This window comes from Arthrobacter sp. PL16, assembly GCF_035985055.1.
GTDB classification, from domain to species: Bacteria; Actinomycetota; Actinomycetes; order Actinomycetales; family Micrococcaceae; genus Arthrobacter_D; species Arthrobacter_D cheniae.
On sequence record NZ_JAXCIC010000011.1, the window covers coordinates 59,804 to 76,126 of the forward strand.

Here is a 16,323-nt window from a genome sequence, read left to right on the forward strand (position 1 = left end):
CTCGCTGATTGGGCCGCTACGAGTCGAACTTTGTATGTTCGCGCGAACGGTACGTCATCTCTTAGATGATTGCGCTGACGGTGCAACTAGTGGCCGACTGCCTGGCCTTCAAGGCCGTTGACGGAGGTGGAGTCAGAGTTCGAAGTATCGGAAGGAGCTGGACTCCAGTCCCTCCGGATTCGGACCGTAGATGGTAACCATATGTGCGTACACAGGCGCCCAGTATCGTCCGAGTTGTCCGGGATTCACGCGTGCTGAATCACCCGGTCCAAGAATGACGGTCTTGCCTTCACTCTCGACGTGAAGCTCACCCTTCAGGACGAAGTTCGTCTCGGTGTGAGGGTGGAAGTCCTCCCAACCGCAAGCGTTCAGTTCCCATTCAGAAAGCCGGAAGTCATCCCACTTCCCTACCGGGTCGGCATTGATGAATCGGCACAGCAATCGAGGCCATTCGGGCTTCATCGGTTCCATGGCTTTCTTCGGCCAGGAGTCGATCGCTTCCCCTGTTGGTATCGGGGAGTGCGGGGTAGTTGTGGGCATTGTCTAACCCTTCCGTGAGTACGGGATCCATGAGCAGACCTACTTCTGGCTCTCAGAGGATCGCGTGGTTGTGATGCGGGTCACAGCGATGCCAACTGTTACAGGAACAAGCGTCTTAGTCAAGAGTTCATGGAAAACAGGGGCTCGGGACGGCCGGGAAGGTCGGCGAGCAAAAATCTTCTCGAACGGTTGACTTGTACACCCGTTCGTGTCACCGTATTGGTACGAGCAAAGGTGATCAGTATCACACTCGTGGCTCTCTGATCGAGTCGGACTACCTTCTAGCAGCGCTACACCCTGCAGGTCCCTCAGATGCTCGAAGTGGTTGGCTGCAACCTCAGCGCGGTCGCAGCCAACAGTTCTGCCGAATCTCGCCCCATTTTCAAAGGAGAAATCATGGAAGCCCTCACAGGAACCCTCAGCAAGGCCGGATCCATCCACAAGGTCGAAGGCGGTCACATCGGACTGCCGTCGATGAATGAGCCCGGGGTAGAAGCTGCCATCGGCGACTCCCTCTCCAACCCGGGTGGGTCGGTCATGTGTTCGGGCTTTTTCGAACTGAAGGCCGGTAAGCCCCTGGAATACACCTACACCTACGACGAGATGAAGGTTGTCGTGCAGGGCGAGTTCATCCTCACCGACCTGGCAACCGGAGAGACGACGCACGCGAAGGAACGCGACGTGCTGTTCTTCCCCAAGGGCACGGCCGTCAAGTTCGAAACCCCCGACTACGCCCTGGGGTTCTTCGCCGGCGACCGCAACTTCGCAGCCTAAACCAACCATGCATCCGGGATCCGTGCCGACCACGTCTGACCGTTCGGCACGGATCCGATGCTCCCAGCAGGACCCTGCCCTGGGCCGCCGGCCCTACAACCCGTCGGACCGTCGTCCAGGGGTAGCCGTTCGCGCGTCGGACCAGTACCAAGCTTGAACCGATGCTCTCAAACGACAAGCTGCGAACCATGGGCAGCATCAAGTTGATTCTTATCGGTGAGTCTCCCAATGTATCGGTTTCTAGTAGAAGCGGCGCCGGAACCGCACATTGTAAAAACAAAGACCTGACCTTGCTATTGCCAAATATGCATTCGTTCGGCCCAATTCAGCGGGTGGCGTAACTTTCAGCATCGCGCACTAGCGGCACATAAATTTGGAAGAGGAAAGCAGCATGACACTTCGAGTCGGAATCATCGGTGCGGGTCCCAGCGGCCTGGCGCAACTGCGGGCATTCGAATCAGCCCGACAAAAAGGCGCCGTAATCCCTGATATCAAATGCTTCGAGAAGCAGGACGATTGGGGCGGGCAGTGGAACAACAGCTGGCGTATCGGCTTGGACGGTCACGGCGAACCTGTTCATTCCAGCATGTACCGCCACCTATGGTCGAACGGGCCTAAGGAGTGCCTCGAGTTCTCGGACTACTCCTTCGACGAGCACTTCGGCCGTCCCATCTCCTCCTTTCCGCCACGCGAGGTTCTTTTCGACTACATCAAGGGACGGGTGGAGAAGTCCGACGTGCGCAAGTACGTGCAGTTCAACGCTGTCGCGCGTCACACCAGCTACAACGAGGCCACACAGGAATTCACCGTCACGGTTGAGGACCTCAAGACGAACCGCACGGAGACCCACGTGTTCGACAAGCTCGTGGTTGCGACAGGTCACTTCCACGTTCCCGCGGTCCCCGAATTCAAGGGCATCAAAACCTTCCCGGGCGAGGTTCTGCACGCGCACGATTTCCGTGGCGCCGAGCGATTCAACGGCAAGAGATTGCTCATGATCGGAAGCAGCTACTCCGCTGAGGACATTGGCATGCAGTCCCACAAGATGGGAGCTGCCTCTATCACTCTCAGCTATCGCACGACTCCGATGGGTTACGACTGGCCCTGGAACACGGTGGAGCGCCCGCTTGTCACTCACTTCGAAGGCAGCACCGCATATTTCAGCGATGGCACCTACGACGATTTCGACGCTGTGGTGCTGTGCACCGGGTACCAGCACAAGTACCCGTTCCTGCCCAGTGAGCTGTCCCTCAAATCGCCGAACGTACTGTATCCGAGCAATCTCTACAAGGGCGTTGTGTGGCAGCAGAACACTAATCTGTTCTACCTGGGCGCGCAGGACCAGTACTACACATTCAACATGTTCGATGCACAAGCATGGTTCGCCCGCGATGTCATGACCGGGAAAATTCAGCTTCCGACCCTTGCTGAGCGCGAGGCGGACATCGCGGATTGGCTCGAGAGACAAGATGCGCTCACCGACCACGACGCGGAGGCTGACTTCCAGTCCGAGTACCTACGGGAACTCATCGACGCCACCGACTATCCCTCTTTCGACCTCGATGCGGTTTCCCAGTTGTTCAAGGACTGGATGCACAACAAGCACACAGATATCCTGGGCTACCGCGACGCTGTACATCAATCCGTAGTCACCGGCACCATGGCCACCAAGCACCACACCCGATGGATCAACGCTTTGGATGACTCCATGGAGCGCTACCTGAACGGACCGTCCCAGGAGGACTCCAGCGCGCCTGCCGGTCTCACCGACAGGCACCGAGGGCGCCAGGAAAACGTCAAAGGCGATGGTGCAGGACCCCACCTGAAACACCACGCGCACACCTCCGCGTCCTGAAAGTCGCTGCAGGGATCACGGCTCGGTAAGGGGCAAGACGTACTCACTTTTTTGCGGATGAAGGCAAGCTGCTCTGCTCTGCCGCCCATCGGTCCCGACAGGTAGTGGCACCGCACAGAGGCAAGAACGCCTCCACACCTCAACCGCCGTGACAGAGAACCCCATTTGCCCGACTTCGTGTTGGCCAAGTGGGGTTCTCTGTGATCTGCGCTACTGAATGAACCCATCCGTCGGAGAGCGAAACTGTGCGCAGTCATTTGGGCGATAAGCTGGATGTGCCCCGGATTGGGTGGAGACCTGGGAGATTGGAGAGTGATCTGTGCGGGTACCGGCTGCAGAACGAAAAGAACAGCTCATCGCAGCGACTGTCGAACTGATGAGGCGAGAAGGCGTTCAATCAGTGACCATGCGAAACATCGCCAAGGAAGCCAATGCCCCGTTAGCTGCCGCACACTATTGCTTCAGCGACAAGAGTGAACTGATGGATGCCGCTGCCGAGGCCTGGTTGAAGAACATCAACCGTTTTTCGCGCGACGTCCCGGCTTATCTGGGACTCCGAAAAGTTGTGGAACAAGTGGCGGAAGGCTACTGGCGGTCCTTGGAGGAAGAGCCCGACAGCCTCCTGGCTGAGATGGAGCTCATACTATGGGCAACACGCAATGCAAACACAAGCCCATTGGCTGCGAAGATTTATCCGGCCTATGAGGTGGAACTGGGAAAACTCTTCTCAGCCGCATCGGAGTATACCGATGGTCAGTGTGCCTTGGACTCGGTTGCGCTTGTCCGGTCTTTCCTGATGATTTACGATGGAGCAGCCCTTCAGTACATCACCGATCCCACACAAAAAAATCTGCGCTCCATCTTCCTCATGACGGTCGATGCACTCCTGACAAAAGCCGGCGTCTAACTTCCGCACCCGGGCCAGACAGTTGCTATTGTGGTGCGGTGTGAATGATGTGTCGCCGTCCTTGCCAAACATGCACCTGTGAAGCCCGCTAATTCGTTTATAATCCCGAAAATTAGCTCGGAGGAAAGAATTAGAGGCTGCGGCATTCTGCTAGTCGCCGTCTCGGTGAAGGATGGCGGCCTCAACCGGTGACGGCGCTACGAGTGCTAGATCTGGAAGCGATATCAGCTTCGAACTCTCCGGCATCCTGCGGCGGCCAAGGCACGCCCCTTGTTCGACTTCGTGTTGTGAATCAAACGCAGTTGTTGGTGCCACCATCAGGTGAGGCTTAACCTTCGCGGATGCCGGTCATAATGTTGCCTGCCGCGTGACAAGTAAGTTCAATAACGCGGGTGTGACCGTGTTACTGAACTGCATGAATTGACTAATCACTCCATATTGCTCGTTTTCCTGAAGAACTCGGAAAGCATCGAGTATGCCTCCCTACCGATAGTCGTCTCCCAGTCCTGCTCTCTCTCCGGGAGGACATTGCCCTCAGAATCGAATTCGCGCTCGAACAGCATAGTTACATCCCCCGAGCCCGCTGGATCAAAAAATATTTCGCGGTACTCGTCAAACCCTATTGCGGTTAACTCACCCTTAGAATTGTATACTCCCCGGTGGCCATCATGGTATATAACTACACCATCGGCCCCTTTTTGATAAGCCATAATATCTACTCTCTCTGTGCTCGTTCGCGTAGCATCAGTTTATTCGATACCGCTTGTAAGGTCTATCTTGTTTCGCCACCTTTCTACGGACCATGGCTCGTTCTATCTCACTCCCTGACCGAAGTTGCGACTACAACGCCCTTGACCCTTTGATCGCCCTCTTGCTGCTGGCTGGCGCGCCTTCGGCCCGCAATGGGCTCAGTCGTCCACTTCTTCGTTATTTAGTCATTCGTCGTGACCCCCCTCCGGGCTCTCCAGCGCACGGGCACTGCTACACAATCAGCACCATCACCGTCACCGTCACCGAACCCTTCACCGCCATTGTGCAAGACCGAGCCCTTGGGCAACGCATATTCGTGCATCGACGTCGTCGCCGAACTCCTCGTCGTCGCCGCCTTCTCCGCTCTGCACTAGGCGCAGCTGGACCGGACTCTGTAAGCCACTGGCGGCGGGAACGTCCTCGGTGCTCCTTCTGGACGTGCGGTCCAGCCAGCACTGAACGCGATCGCGGCAGTGGTGGGCGAAATACTGCTCACCGGAGGGTGCGGCTGCGTCCTCGGGTACCTAGCCGGTGTACTCATCCTCCGTATCATTCGAACCTCACATCCTGATGGAACGACATCGTCATCGGCGCCTTGCTCCTGGCCTTGCTCCTCCTGCAAAAACGCTATTCCCGACAATGAAAACGTCTCTAGTCCAGGGTGTGCCTGCTAGACGGCCGTAGTGGTGATTTCGGCCCATGGGTCCAGAGGTTCTCGGCTTCACGAAAACGCCCAGAAATGACTGAGGTGTTGTGGGGCATGTAACTTGGCAACACGCCGATGCAATATGTCCGAGTTCACGAAGAGGCTGATTCGAGAAACCCCTACGGTCGAAGTCACCAGCATGAGTTTCTATCGAAGGCGCAACCAGAACCGGGAAACCCCAGCGGTGCTGACGACTCTTCATTGACTGCAGCCATGAACTTACGCCTCTCAAACCGGCAGGGTTACTCGGCACTGGCCGAATTGTCAATCAGCGTTCCGTCCGCAGGAATCAAACTGGTTGGGGCCTAGGTGCTGTGTCAGGTTGTGCAGCTAATGACGAATCTCACACGTTCGAGATGCGGCGTCTCTGACGAAGTGCTGTCAGACTTGAGAAAGGCTAAAAGTCTAACAAGCGGTTGGGGCGGCACCGGCGAGGCGGACCACTGGGTTCGACTAAGCCACGGACTAGTGAACCATCTTGGGCGGTCTCAAGTTCTGTCGTCCCAACCCGCTTGCCAAGCTCTTGCTCCCAGTACCGTAAAAATTCCCTGGTGATTTCAATCGCCCCTTTTCGAATCGTGCTGGTCATCGTTCGAACTCGTGCCTTCAGGCCTGGTGATTGTGAGATCGTGCTCGAATAGTAATGAGGAACCGAAATGTTTGAAGAAACTGCATACTGCGAGATGTGCTGGACGAACTCCGCCCATGCTCACCTTCGGGACATGCCTATCTGTGGGCAGTGCATTGAAGAGTTTGACGTTGCCCGTCGCCTCGAGTACATAGATGAGCAGCCGTACGAAACGCTGGAGGGGCGGCGCCTCACAAATGCCGAGGAACTAGAGAGCGGTGAACTGCCCCGTTTCAACCCGCGTAACAGCGAAGAGCTTTCTTTTGCCCGACACGCGTCACTGGTAGGGGCAGTATGATCCATTCGTGTATAGGTACCTCCCTGACAAATTAGTTTCAAGCAGAGACATTAGCGTCGACTTCTAGGTGCTGGTGATCACCCTGTAACCACGTCGACCTGAATAGTCACATTCACCAGCGGCTCTTTTCGGTTTGGCACTTACTGGTGTAGGTGCTCCTTGGGTTGGTGCGGGTGAGGCCTTGGGTGATGACTTCGCCGAAGACCTCGTCGGGGTCCAGCCGTCGTAGTTCTTCCGCGAGGCAGTCCCGCAGGCCTCGTCGGGGGAGGGAGATGTGCTGGACGGGCTGGTGGGGTTGGTGCAGTTCGGCGACGTCGTGGTGCGGGCGGTGCAGCTCGATGTCTCCGCCTTTTCTGGTGAGGCGAACGCGTTTGAGCCCGGTTCCTGCCTCGCTGGCGACGATGGTCACGGGGGCGTTGAGCGCTCTGGTGAGCCAGGCCGCGAGGAGCACGGTGCTGGGGGAGTCGGACGCGCCCTCGACGGTGACCGCCGTGATGGGCTCGTCGCCCTCGAGTTGGTCCAGGACGGCGGCGAGCTGGATGCGCCAGTGAGTCAGGCGTGTCCAGGCGAGGTCGGTGTCGCCGGCGGCGTAGGTGCTGCTGATGTTGAACAGCGCGGCCGTGGGGTCGGGCTCGTTGGCGGAGTCGGTGATCCTGCGGTGCGCGATGCTGCCGATCGATGTCTGGCAGGCGGCTTTGGGTACCCCGTGCGGCCACCAGGCCACGATCGGGGCGTCCGGCAGCAGGAGGGCCGATACCAGGGACTCGTTCTCGTGCGCGAGCTCGCCGTACCCGCGGAGCACGATGACTTCCGACGCTCCGGCGTCACCGCCGACGCGGATCTGGCCGTCGAGCCGGGTGGGCTCGTCGGGGGGATTCCTCGGCCAGGACGATGATGCGGCACGGGTGTTCCCGGCTCGCTTCGTTCGCGGCGTCGATGGCTTGTTCCTCGTAGCCGGATTTGGTGATGACCACGAGCGTCAGCACGCGTCCCAGCGCTACGACACCGCCGCGTTCGCGCATGGACATCAGTTCCTTGGATACCTTCGAGGTGGTGGTGTCGGGGAGTTCTACGATCATGGCCTTCTCCAGGTTCGTCCATCGGCTGCGAGCAGCTCGTCGGCGGATGCCGGACCCCAGCTGCCGGGCACGTAGGGTTCGGGCTGGCCGTCGAGGGACTCCCAGGGTGGATCAACCCGACATTTTGAAAGCAATTTGCGCCAAGCACCAGCCGAGATCCAAGCCACGAGAACCCCATCTGCCCTCCCTCGTGTTGGCTGAGTGGGTTCTCTGTGATCTGCGCTGCTGAATGAACCCATCCGTCGGAGAGCCAAACTGCATGCAGTCTCTTGGGCGATAAGCTTGGGGTGCCCCAGATTTGGATCGAAAACTGGGAGACTGGAGAGTGATCTGTGCGGGTACCGACTGCAGAACGAAAAGAACAGCTCATCGCAGCGACTGTCGAACTGATGAGGCGTGAAGGCGTTCAATCAGTGACCATGCGAAACATCGCCAAGGAAGCCAACGCCCCGTTAGCTACCGCGCACTATTGCTTCAGCGACAAGAGTGAACTGATGGATGCCGCTGCCGAGGCCTGGTTGAAGAACATGAACCGTTTCTCGCGCAACGTCCCGGCCCATTTGGGACTCCGAAAAGTTGTGGAACAAGTGGCGGAAGGCTACTGGCGGTCCTTGGAGGAAGAGCCCGACAGCCTTCTGGCTGAGATGGAGCTCATATTATGGGCAACGCGAAATGCTAATGCAAGCCCATTGGCTGCGAAAATTTATCCGGCCTATGAAGTGGAACTGGGAAAACTTTTCTCAGCTGCACCGGAGTATACCGACGGCGAGTGTTTCATGGATTCGGTTACCCTCGTTCGGTCTTTCCTGATGATTTACGATGGAGCAGCCCTTCAGTACATCACCGATCCCACACAAAAAAATCTGCGCTCCATCTTCCTCATGACGGTCGATGCACTCCTGACAAAAGCCGGCGTCTAACTTCCGCACCCGGGCCAGGATCAGACGGTAGCTTCCCGCCGGTTCCGAGGGTGCGGGACGCCACCCGTCCTTCGAATAACCAGACGACGGCTTCGCGCAGTTCCTCAGCGGCCAGGGCTGGGGCGCCGGCACTGAGGAGTCCCTTCAGGTCGAAGCCGGGCTTGGCCTGCTCGTCAAGACAAGCGTGCATCTCAAGGAAGTCCGCACCCGAGGCGCGGACTCCCTTGGCGTCAGCTTCGAGCTCTCTCATCCCAGCGAAGGCAAGCTTGTGCGCTGTTATCAGCGCTCACTGGTGTGGGTGCTCCTCAGGTTGGTGCGGGTGAGGCCTTGGGTGATGACTTCGCCGAAGACCTCGTCGGGGTCCAGTCGTCGTAGTTCTTCCGCGAGGCAGTCCCGTAGGCCTCGTCGGGGGAGGGAGATGTGCTGGACGGGCTGGTGGGGTTGGTGCAGTTCGGCGACGTCGTGGTGCGGGCGGTGCAGTTCGATGTCTCCGCCTTTTCTGGTGAGGCGAACGCGTTTGAGCCCGGTTCCTGCCTCGCTGGCGACGATGGTCACGGGGGCGTTGAGCGCTCTGGTGAGCCAGGCCGCGAGGAGCACGGTGCTGGGGGAGTCGGACGCGCCCTCGACGGTGACCGCCGTGATGGGCTCGTCGCCCTCGAGTTGGTCCAGGACGGCGGCGAGCTGGATGCGCCAGTGAGTCAGGCGCGTCCAGGCGAGGTCGGTGTCGCCGGCGGCGTAGGTGCTGCTGATGTTGAACAGCGCGGCCGTGGGGTCGGGCTCGTTGGCGGAGTCGGTGATCCTGCGGTGCGCGATGCTGCCGATCGATGTCTGGCAGGCGGCTTTGGGTACCCCGTGCGGCCACCAGGCCACGATCGGGGCGTCCGGCAGCAGGAGGGCCGATACCAGGGACTCGTTCTCGTGCGCGAGCTCGCCGTACCCGCGGAGCACGATGACTTCCGACGCTCCGGCGTCACCGCCGACGCGGATTTGGCCGTCGAGCCGGGTGGGCTCGTGGGGGGATTCCTCGGCCAGGACGATGATGCGGCACGGGTGTTCCCGGCTCGCTTCGTTCGCGGCGTCGATGGCTTGTTCCTCGTAGCCGGATTTGGTGATGACCACGAGCGTCAGCACGCGTCCCAGCGCTACGACGCCGCCGCGTTCGCGCATGGACATCAGTTCCTTGGATACCTTCGAGGTGGTGGTGTCGGGGAGTTCTACGATCATGGCCTTCTCCAGGTTCGTCCATCGGCTGCGAGCAGCTCGTCGGCGGATGCCGGACCCCAGCTGCCAGGCACGTAGGGTTCGGGCTGGCCGTCGAGGGACTCCCAGTACTTCTCGAACGGGTCGAGGATCTTCCACGACAGTTCCACTTCCTCCTGGCGGGGGAAGAGCGGGGGTTCGCCGAGCAGGACATCGAGGATGAGCCGCTCGTAGGCTTCGGGGCTCGACTCGGTGAAGGAGTGGCCGTAGCCGAAGTCCATGGTGACATCGCGGACCTCGGTCTGGGTGCCGGGCACCTTGGAACCGAACCGGATGGTCACGCCCTCATCGGGCTGCACCCGGATGACGACGGCGTTCTGCCCGAAGTCCTCCTCGTTGTGGTCCCGGAACAGCAGGTTGGGAGCGCGTTTGAACACGACGGCGATCTCCGTGACCCGGCGACCGAGCCGCTTGCCGGCGCGAAGGTAGAACGGCACCCCGGACCAGCGGCGCGTATGGATGTCCAGGCGCAGCGCGGCGAAGCTCTCCGTCGTGGAGCCGGCCGGGATGCCGTCCTCCTCGAGGAAACCGTTCACGCGCTCACCGCCCTGCCACCCGGCCTCGTACTGGCCGCGCGCCGACCGTCCGGAGAGGTCCTCGGGCAGGGAGACCGCCGCGAGGACCTTCTCCTTCTCGGCCCGGAGGTGCTGGGCGTCGAACGAGATCGGCTCCTCCATCGCCGTGAGGGCGAGCAACTGCAGGAGGTGGTTCTGGATGACGTCGCGGGCCGCGCCCACCCCGTCGTAATAGCCTGCCCGGCTGCCGATCCCGATGTCCTCGGCCATGGTGATCTGCACGTGGTCGACGTAGTTGGCGTTCCACAGGGGTTCGAACAGCTGGTTCGCGAAGCGCAGCGCGAGGATGTTCTGAACCGTCTCCTTGCCGAGGTAGTGATCAATGCGGAACACGGCATCGGGCGGGAAGACCTCCTCGACGATGCTGTTGAGCTCGCGCGCGGACTCGAGGTCGTGCCCGAAGGGCTTCTCGATGACCACGCGACGCCACTGTCCGTCGTCGGGCTGGGCCAGGCCGTGCTCGGAGAGCTTCTGGCAGACCGCTTCGAACGCGTTGGGCGGGATGGAGAGGTAGAACGCGTGGTTGCCGCGGGTGCCCCTGCTCTGGTCGAGCTCGTCGAGGCACCCCTTGAGGTTCTTGAAGGCCTCGTCGTCGTCGAACTCCCCCGTCACGAACCGGATGCCCGCCGACAACTGCTGCCACACGGTCTCGTTGAAGGGTGTTCGGGCGTACTGCGTCACGGACTCCCTGACCTGCTCCACGAAGTCCTCGTCGCTCCAGTCCCGACGGCCGAAACCGACCAGACCGAAGCTCGGCGGCAGGAGCCCCCGGTTCGCGAGATCGTAGATGGCCGGCATGAGCTTTTTCCGCGCGAGGTCCCCGGTCACACCGAACAGGACCAGCGACGAGGGACCGGCAATCCGGCTCAACCGCCGGTCACGCGGATCCCGCAGGGGATTGGCGGCTCTGGCCGTCGTCCTGTCAGCCATACTCAACCGTTCTCGTGATGGCCCTGGCCGGAAACGGCGAGGGCGGAAATGGCAGCACGCAACTGAGCGACGCCCGCAGCACGGTCCGTCAGATGCAGGCGCAGCACGGGCCGCCCCTGATCGGCAAGCACCTGAGCATCCCCTGCAGCCTGCGCGGAGATCAGCTGCCCGAAAGTAAACGGCCTGTCCGGGACCGCAAGATCGGTGCTGCTGGCACCGGTGACCTGCAGATACACCCCGATCGGCGAGCCACCCTTGTGGTACTGCCCCGTGGAATGCAGGAACCGGGGCCCCCACCCGAAAGTCACCGGACGGCCGGTCAACACGGCCAGCGGCGAGCGGACCTCCTCCAGGGCCACCTGACGGAAACGGTCCAGATACGCCTGGACCGACAGATAGCCGTTAGCGGGCAGCGCGGCGAGCAGTGCCCGCAGTGCCTCCCCGAGCGTGCCCGACGAGCCCAGCAGGCCGGCCTCGCCGCGGACCTCCACGGCGCCATCGACGAACGCGGCCGCAGTAGGCTCCGGCTGCGCCTCCAGGAAACCACGGGCGGCCTTCTTCGCGGCCTCGACGTCGGGCTGGTCGAACGGGTTGATCCCCAGCAGACGCCCGGCGACCGCGACCGCATACTCCCACACGAACATCTGGCTGCCCAGGGTCCCACTGACGGTCACACCGGTACCGGTCATCAACTCACCACCAGACTCACCACCGGACTCACCACCAGACTCACCACCGGGCGCCTCATCGAACGGTGCCTCATTGAAGGGTGCCTCATCGAAGGGTGCCAGTATCACCGGCATGACATCCTCGGCCACCGCGGCCAACTCCGGGGCGCCGATCGAGGCGACGACCGGCAGCAGGCCCGTGCCGAGCTTGCCCGTGGATTCGGCGATGAGCTGTTCAACCCAGTCCATGAAGCCCGGCAGACCCGAACCGGCGTCGGCGAAGACAATCTTGTCGCGCAAAGGCGCAGTGCCGCCCAGGACCGCCCCCAACTGCAGTCCGACATTGTCGACGTCATCGTCACCGAGGAACTCCGCGCTTTCCTCGGCGTCATCGAGCAGTGTCCCGATGTCCGCTCCGGCAAGGCCGGAAGGAACCAGTCCGAAAGCGGTCAACGCCGAATAGCGGCCACCAACCTGCGGATTGGCGTTGAAGACCTTGCGGTAACCGGCCTTCCGTGCTGCTTCCTCCAGCGGGGACCCCGGGTCCGTCACCACCACGATCCGGGAAGCGGCGTCGATGCCGGCGTCGCTGAACGCCTGCTCGAACAAACGGCGCTGCGAGTCCGTCTCGATGGTGGAACCGGACTTCGACGACACCACGATCGCCGTGCGCTGCAGATCCACCAGGGCCGAACCCACCTGCTCGGGATCCGTGGCGTCCAGCACGACCAGTTCAACGCCGGCTTCCTTCGTGATGACCTCCGGCGCAAGCGAGGAACCACCCATCCCGCAGAGCACGATCCGATCAACGCCCTCCGCGTTCAGGTCGGAGCGAAGACCGGCGATCTCCGACACCAGGGCACGCGAACCCTCAAACAAATCGATCCACCCAAGACGAACCGATGCCTCACGCTCCGCATCCTCACCCCACAAGGTGGAGTCCTTCACGAACAACCGGGAAGCGAAACGATCCCTCACCAACACAGGTACAACCGACTCGACAGCAGCAAGAGCCGCACCCGACGCGATAAGAGCAAACGAACCCATCGGAGTCAGCGACGACGAGCCTGTTGTGCGGGAGCGGCGGTGATTGCCTAGCACCGGCACCGGCTTATGGGGGAGTCCAGCACTCAAATCATGGTTGATAGCGACCATCGTTGCCTTTTACCTTTCAATAGGCGAAATGCCCTCGACCGAACGCAGCGGAGGTAATTTCTAGTGGGTGTCGACGGCTTCGATTTCCGATTTGTCCTCGCCCCAGAGGGTGTGGAATGTGCCTTCGGTGTCTACGCGGTTGTAGGTATGCGCTCCGAAGAGGTCGCGCAAGCCCTGCGTGAGGGCTGCCGGCAGGCGCTTGCGGCGCAGGCCGTCGTAGTAGGCCAGCGATGCCGAGAAGACGGGCACGGGGATGCCGAGCTGAACGGCCGTCGCGACCACGCGGCGCCAGGCGGGGACGGCTCCTGCGATGGCTTCGGCGAACGCGGGGGCGAGCAGGAGGTTGGCCGGGCGGGTGTCCGCTTCGGCGTAGGCCTTCATGATGTCGTCGAGGAGTTCGGCGCGGATGATGCAGCCGGCGCGCCAGAGCGAGGCGATCTCGTCGAGCTTGAGCTCCCAGCCGTACTCCTTCGCGGCCGCCGTGAGCATGTCGATGCCCTGGGCGTAGCTGACGAGCTTCGAGGCATACAGGGCGAGCCGGACGTCCTCGACGAAGGTCTCGGGCAGGTCCACCGACCCCTCATGACCCTGCAGGATGTCCTGGGCCAGCACTCGCTGCTCGAGCTGCGAGGAAAGCGCACGCGCGAACACCGATTCGGCGATACCCGACGTCGGACTGCCCAGTTCCAGCGCGGAGACCACCGTCCAGCGGCCGGTCCCCTTCTGCCCGGCAGCGTCGACGACGACGTCCACGAAGGGCTTGCCCGTGCGCCCGTCGGTATGTCCGAGGACCTCGGCGGTGATCTCGATGAGGAAGGAGGACAGGGTGCCCGAGTTCCAGTCCGTGAAGATCTTCGCCTGGTCCGCCGGCTCGATACCGGCTCCTGACCGCAGGAGATCGAAGGCCTCCCCGATGACCTGCATGTCGGCGTATTCGATACCGTTATGCACCATCTTCACGAAGTGGCCTGCCCCGTCGGTGCCGATCCACCGGCAGCAGGGCTCACCGTTGTACTTGGCGGAGATCTTCTCGAGCATCGGGCCCAGGGAATCATAGGACTCCCGCGATCCGCCGGGCATGATCGACGGACCCAGAAGCGCTCCCTCCTCGCCGCCCGAGACGCCGACACCGACGAAGTGGAGGTCATGCCGGGAGAGCGCGGCTTCGCGCCGGCGCGTGTCCTCGTAGTGGGAGTTGCCGCCGTCGATCACGATGTCGCCGGGCTCCAGGAGCGGGGCGAGCTGGTCGATCACGGAATCGACGGGCTTGCCCGCCTTGACCATGATCAACACCCGGCGCGGCTTCTCGAGCGAGTCGACGAGCTCCTGCAGGGTCTCCGTGCGGATGAACTCGCCGTCACCGCCGTGCTTGTGCAGCAGCGTGTCCGTCTTCTCGATGGATCTGTTGTGGAGGGCCACGGTGTAACCGTTCCGGGCCAGGTTCCGGGCCAGGTTCGCTCCCATGACTGCCAGGCCTGTAACGCCGATCTGTGCCGACACGAGTAGAAGTCCTTTCAAAGTGGATCGCGCGAAGTGAAGTTGGGACCCCCAGGCCGGCTGAGTGTCAGCCGGGTCCATCCCGGTATAGCTGCCGCTTGGTCAGCGTGTGAAGATCACGAAGAACTTCCGAATTCGTTCCTGAATCTCCCAGGTTCCTTGCCAACCAATTGGGAAGATTGCGGAGGTTCCAGCTTCTACGGTGATAGCTTCACCGTTGTCCTCCGTTACGACCATGCGACCTTCCAAAACGTAGATCGCTTCCCCGCGCTCCAGGAACTCCCATCGCGAAAGGCCCGGTTCGGCTTCCCAGACTCCGGAGAGGATACGTGAATCGTCACTGGTGAAGGGGATGGCAATCCTCGTAGGGATCTCCTCCCCCAGCACCTCGGCCAACGGAGGCGCCAGTGGAGATTCGTCGAGCTTCCCGTTGAAGAGTTCCTCGGGCCTGAAGGTGATGCTCATGGAATGTACCTTTCTTTGATTACCGGCCGGGCAAAGTTCCCGTCGGAGTTGATGGCAACGGTCGCGTCTAATCGACGCTCCGGCTGAAGTTCGATTATCGAGATTGGTAATTGGGACGTGAGTAGGTGTTCATGTCGTCATGGTGGCGAACATGAGCGCCATGATGGCGGCACCGAGGGCTTCGAGTCCGTGTTCTGCGCGGACGAAGTGGCGTGCGGCTCGGTGGCGTGTAGTAGTTCTGATTGGCCGTTCACGCAGTAGGAGAACAATGAAAACAAGAGCCGCGGCTCCGAAGAATACTGTCAGCATGATCGCCACGGAGGGTGAGTGACTGATCGTCGTCCCTGCGGTGCTGTATGGAGCAAGTGTCGGTGCTGCATGAGTCGTTATGTGGTGGACGTGTGACGCCGGCGCGGCGGCTGTGGGACGGATGGCACTGCTGGCGGTAGTTACGGGAGCCATTATTGCGACCATGAGGGCGGCACCCGCCATGGAGACGCTGTGGTAGACGCACTTCAGCCGGCTCTGCCTACCGGCGCAGAGGGTTCTGAATTCCGGCCGGGCGACCGATTGAATGACAAACCACAGGGTCGCACCGGTAAGGACTGCGATCTGAGCCAGCAGGGTCGAAGGCGCGAGGTTCCATAGCATGGCAGCCATCAGGACATTCATGAGGGCGTGAAGGCTCTTGTTTACACGGCCGGTGAGGCCGTTGGACCGTATCGCGTGCCAAAGATGATAGACCCCACTCAGCAACAGGACCGCTGTGAAGGTCCAGGTGACTACGGGGGTGCTGAACAAATGGATCACGCTCCCACTGCTGCATTAGGTAGAGGTGGATGCAGTCCCCGGTGCTGCTGCTACAGCACCGGGAACCGCCTTTCACAAACTGCTCGAACACCAACTCCTGTTCGCGTCCAACTTCCTACTCAGTTGGAAGTCATAAGCTGGGTTCAAGTTCTCCTTGTTATTTAGTGGGTGGTTTGTCCTTGGTCTGAGCTGCAGTGGTTGGCTGTGGCTGATACGCGGGGTAGGTCCAGGGTGGGGTTCTGGTCGAAGAAGCCGTGGGGTTCGAGGAGGAAGCCGATGTTCTGGCGGGGCATGATGGGCCAGTCCTCGAGCCGGACGACGTGGTGCATGCCGAAGGTGTACCAGACGACGAGGTCTTCATCGACGATGTTCCGGTCCTTTTGGGTCCAGACGTGCACGCCGTCGTGTTCGCCGGTGGCCTGGTTGGGGAACTCACCGGCGGCGAAGCGTTCTGTGCGGTCGTAGGCGGTGACCCAGAGGTTGTTGCGGGCGAACTGGGCGCGCTT

Annotated in this window: 13 protein-coding genes and 2 pseudogenes; 4 read left to right on the plus strand and 11 right to left on the minus strand. The window is 61.1% G+C overall.

Annotated elements, in window-relative coordinates; translation table 11 throughout:
• Positions 1–132 precede the first annotated feature (132 nt).
• On the minus strand, positions 133–540 hold the full coding sequence (locus RCH21_RS16130; RefSeq protein ID WP_326965240.1) for a cupin domain-containing protein: 408 nt from the start codon (positions 538–540) through the stop codon (positions 133–135).
• 396 nt (positions 541–936) lie between these two features.
• Here RCH21_RS16130 and RCH21_RS16135 point away from each other — a divergent pair, with 396 nt between their 5' ends.
• The 3 genes from RCH21_RS16135 to RCH21_RS16145 all read left to right on the plus strand — a co-directional run bounded on the left by RCH21_RS16135 (position 937) and on the right by RCH21_RS16145 (position 4,076).
• The gene (locus tag RCH21_RS16135; protein WP_326964140.1) at positions 937–1,314 is read left to right on the plus strand and encodes a cupin domain-containing protein; all 378 of its coding nucleotides are present in this window, start codon (positions 937–939) and stop codon (positions 1,312–1,314) included.
• A gap of 391 nt (positions 1,315–1,705) precedes the next feature.
• Positions 1,706–3,169 carry an NAD(P)/FAD-dependent oxidoreductase gene (locus RCH21_RS16140; RefSeq protein WP_326965241.1) on the plus strand — a complete coding sequence of 488 codons (1,464 nt, stop codon included), beginning with the start codon at positions 1,706–1,708 and terminating at the stop codon, positions 3,167–3,169.
• Between the two features lie 319 nt (positions 3,170–3,488).
• Positions 3,489–4,076: a TetR/AcrR family transcriptional regulator gene (locus RCH21_RS16145; protein WP_326965242.1), complete on the plus strand. Its 588-nt coding sequence runs from the start codon at positions 3,489–3,491 to the stop codon at positions 4,074–4,076.
• A gap of 428 nt (positions 4,077–4,504) precedes the next feature.
• Here RCH21_RS16145 and RCH21_RS16150 read toward each other — a convergent pair whose 3' ends face one another.
• Positions 4,505–4,786, minus strand: a complete 282-nt coding sequence (locus RCH21_RS16150) for a hypothetical protein (protein ID WP_326965243.1) — start codon at positions 4,784–4,786, stop codon at positions 4,505–4,507.
• A 1,784-nt stretch (positions 4,787–6,570) separates the two neighbouring features.
• Positions 6,571–7,537, minus strand: a pseudogene (locus tag RCH21_RS16155) (glucose-6-phosphate dehydrogenase assembly protein OpcA).
• Between the two features lie 332 nt (positions 7,538–7,869).
• Between RCH21_RS16155 and RCH21_RS16160 the strand changes: the two are divergent.
• On the plus strand, positions 7,870–8,457 hold the full coding sequence (locus RCH21_RS16160) for a TetR/AcrR family transcriptional regulator (protein ID WP_326965244.1): 588 nt from the start codon (positions 7,870–7,872) through the stop codon (positions 8,455–8,457).
• Between the two features lie 115 nt (positions 8,458–8,572).
• Here RCH21_RS16160 and RCH21_RS17220 read toward each other — a convergent pair.
• From RCH21_RS17220 to RCH21_RS16190, 8 genes and pseudogenes are all read right to left on the minus strand, one after another.
• Positions 8,573–8,686: pseudogene (locus RCH21_RS17220) on the minus strand (3-hexulose-6-phosphate synthase); the annotation flags it as partial.
• Between the two features lie 50 nt (positions 8,687–8,736).
• Positions 8,737–9,681, minus strand: a complete 945-nt coding sequence (locus tag RCH21_RS16165; RefSeq protein WP_326965245.1) for a glucose-6-phosphate dehydrogenase assembly protein OpcA — start codon at positions 9,679–9,681, stop codon at positions 8,737–8,739.
• Positions 9,678–11,222 (minus strand): glucose-6-phosphate dehydrogenase, encoded by a 1,545-nt coding sequence (gene zwf / locus RCH21_RS16170; protein WP_326965246.1) that lies wholly within the window; start codon positions 11,220–11,222, stop codon positions 9,678–9,680. Before zwf ends, RCH21_RS16165 begins: the two co-directional genes overlap by 4 nt.
• A 2-nt stretch (positions 11,223–11,224) precedes the next feature.
• Positions 11,225–12,937, minus strand: a complete 1,713-nt coding sequence (locus RCH21_RS16175) for a glucose-6-phosphate isomerase (protein ID WP_326965247.1) — start codon at positions 12,935–12,937, stop codon at positions 11,225–11,227.
• Positions 12,938–13,105: 168 nt separating this feature from the next.
• The gene (gndA, locus tag RCH21_RS16180; protein WP_326965248.1) at positions 13,106–14,545 is read right to left on the minus strand and encodes an NADP-dependent phosphogluconate dehydrogenase; all 1,440 of its coding nucleotides are present in this window, start codon (positions 14,543–14,545) and stop codon (positions 13,106–13,108) included.
• A 99-nt stretch (positions 14,546–14,644) separates the two neighbouring features.
• Complete coding sequence (locus RCH21_RS16185; protein ID WP_120148965.1) at positions 14,645–15,007, minus strand: cupin domain-containing protein; 363 nt, start codon at positions 15,005–15,007, stop codon at positions 14,645–14,647.
• A gap of 129 nt (positions 15,008–15,136) precedes the next feature.
• Positions 15,137–15,817 carry a DUF5134 domain-containing protein gene (locus tag RCH21_RS17225; protein ID WP_442784730.1) on the minus strand — a complete coding sequence of 227 codons (681 nt, stop codon included), beginning with the start codon at positions 15,815–15,817 and terminating at the stop codon, positions 15,137–15,139.
• A gap of 161 nt (positions 15,818–15,978) precedes the next feature.
• On the minus strand, positions 15,979–16,323 hold a 345-nt coding region (locus RCH21_RS16190), incomplete at its 5' end, for a copper amine oxidase (RefSeq protein ID WP_442784731.1).

Coding starts and splice junctions, on each gene's coding strand:
- RCH21_RS16140 (WP_326965241.1), top strand. CDS start 1,706: ATGACACTTCGAGTCGGAATCATCGGTGCGGGTCCCAGCGGCCTGGCG.
- RCH21_RS16165 (WP_326965245.1), bottom strand. CDS start 9,681: ATGATCGTAGAACTCCCCGACACCACCACCTCGAAGGTATCCAAGGAA.
- RCH21_RS16130 (WP_326965240.1), bottom strand. CDS start 540: ATGCCCACAACTACCCCGCACTCCCCGATACCAACAGGGGAAGCGATC.
- RCH21_RS16135 (WP_326964140.1), top strand. CDS start 937: ATGGAAGCCCTCACAGGAACCCTCAGCAAGGCCGGATCCATCCACAAG.
- RCH21_RS16150 (WP_326965243.1), bottom strand. CDS start 4,786: ATGGCTTATCAAAAAGGGGCCGATGGTGTAGTTATATACCATGATGGC.
- RCH21_RS16185 (WP_120148965.1), bottom strand. CDS start 15,007: ATGAGCATCACCTTCAGGCCCGAGGAACTCTTCAACGGGAAGCTCGAC.
- zwf (WP_326965246.1), bottom strand. CDS start 11,222: ATGGCTGACAGGACGACGGCCAGAGCCGCCAATCCCCTGCGGGATCCG.
- RCH21_RS16175 (WP_326965247.1), bottom strand. CDS start 12,937: ATGGGTTCGTTTGCTCTTATCGCGTCGGGTGCGGCTCTTGCTGCTGTC.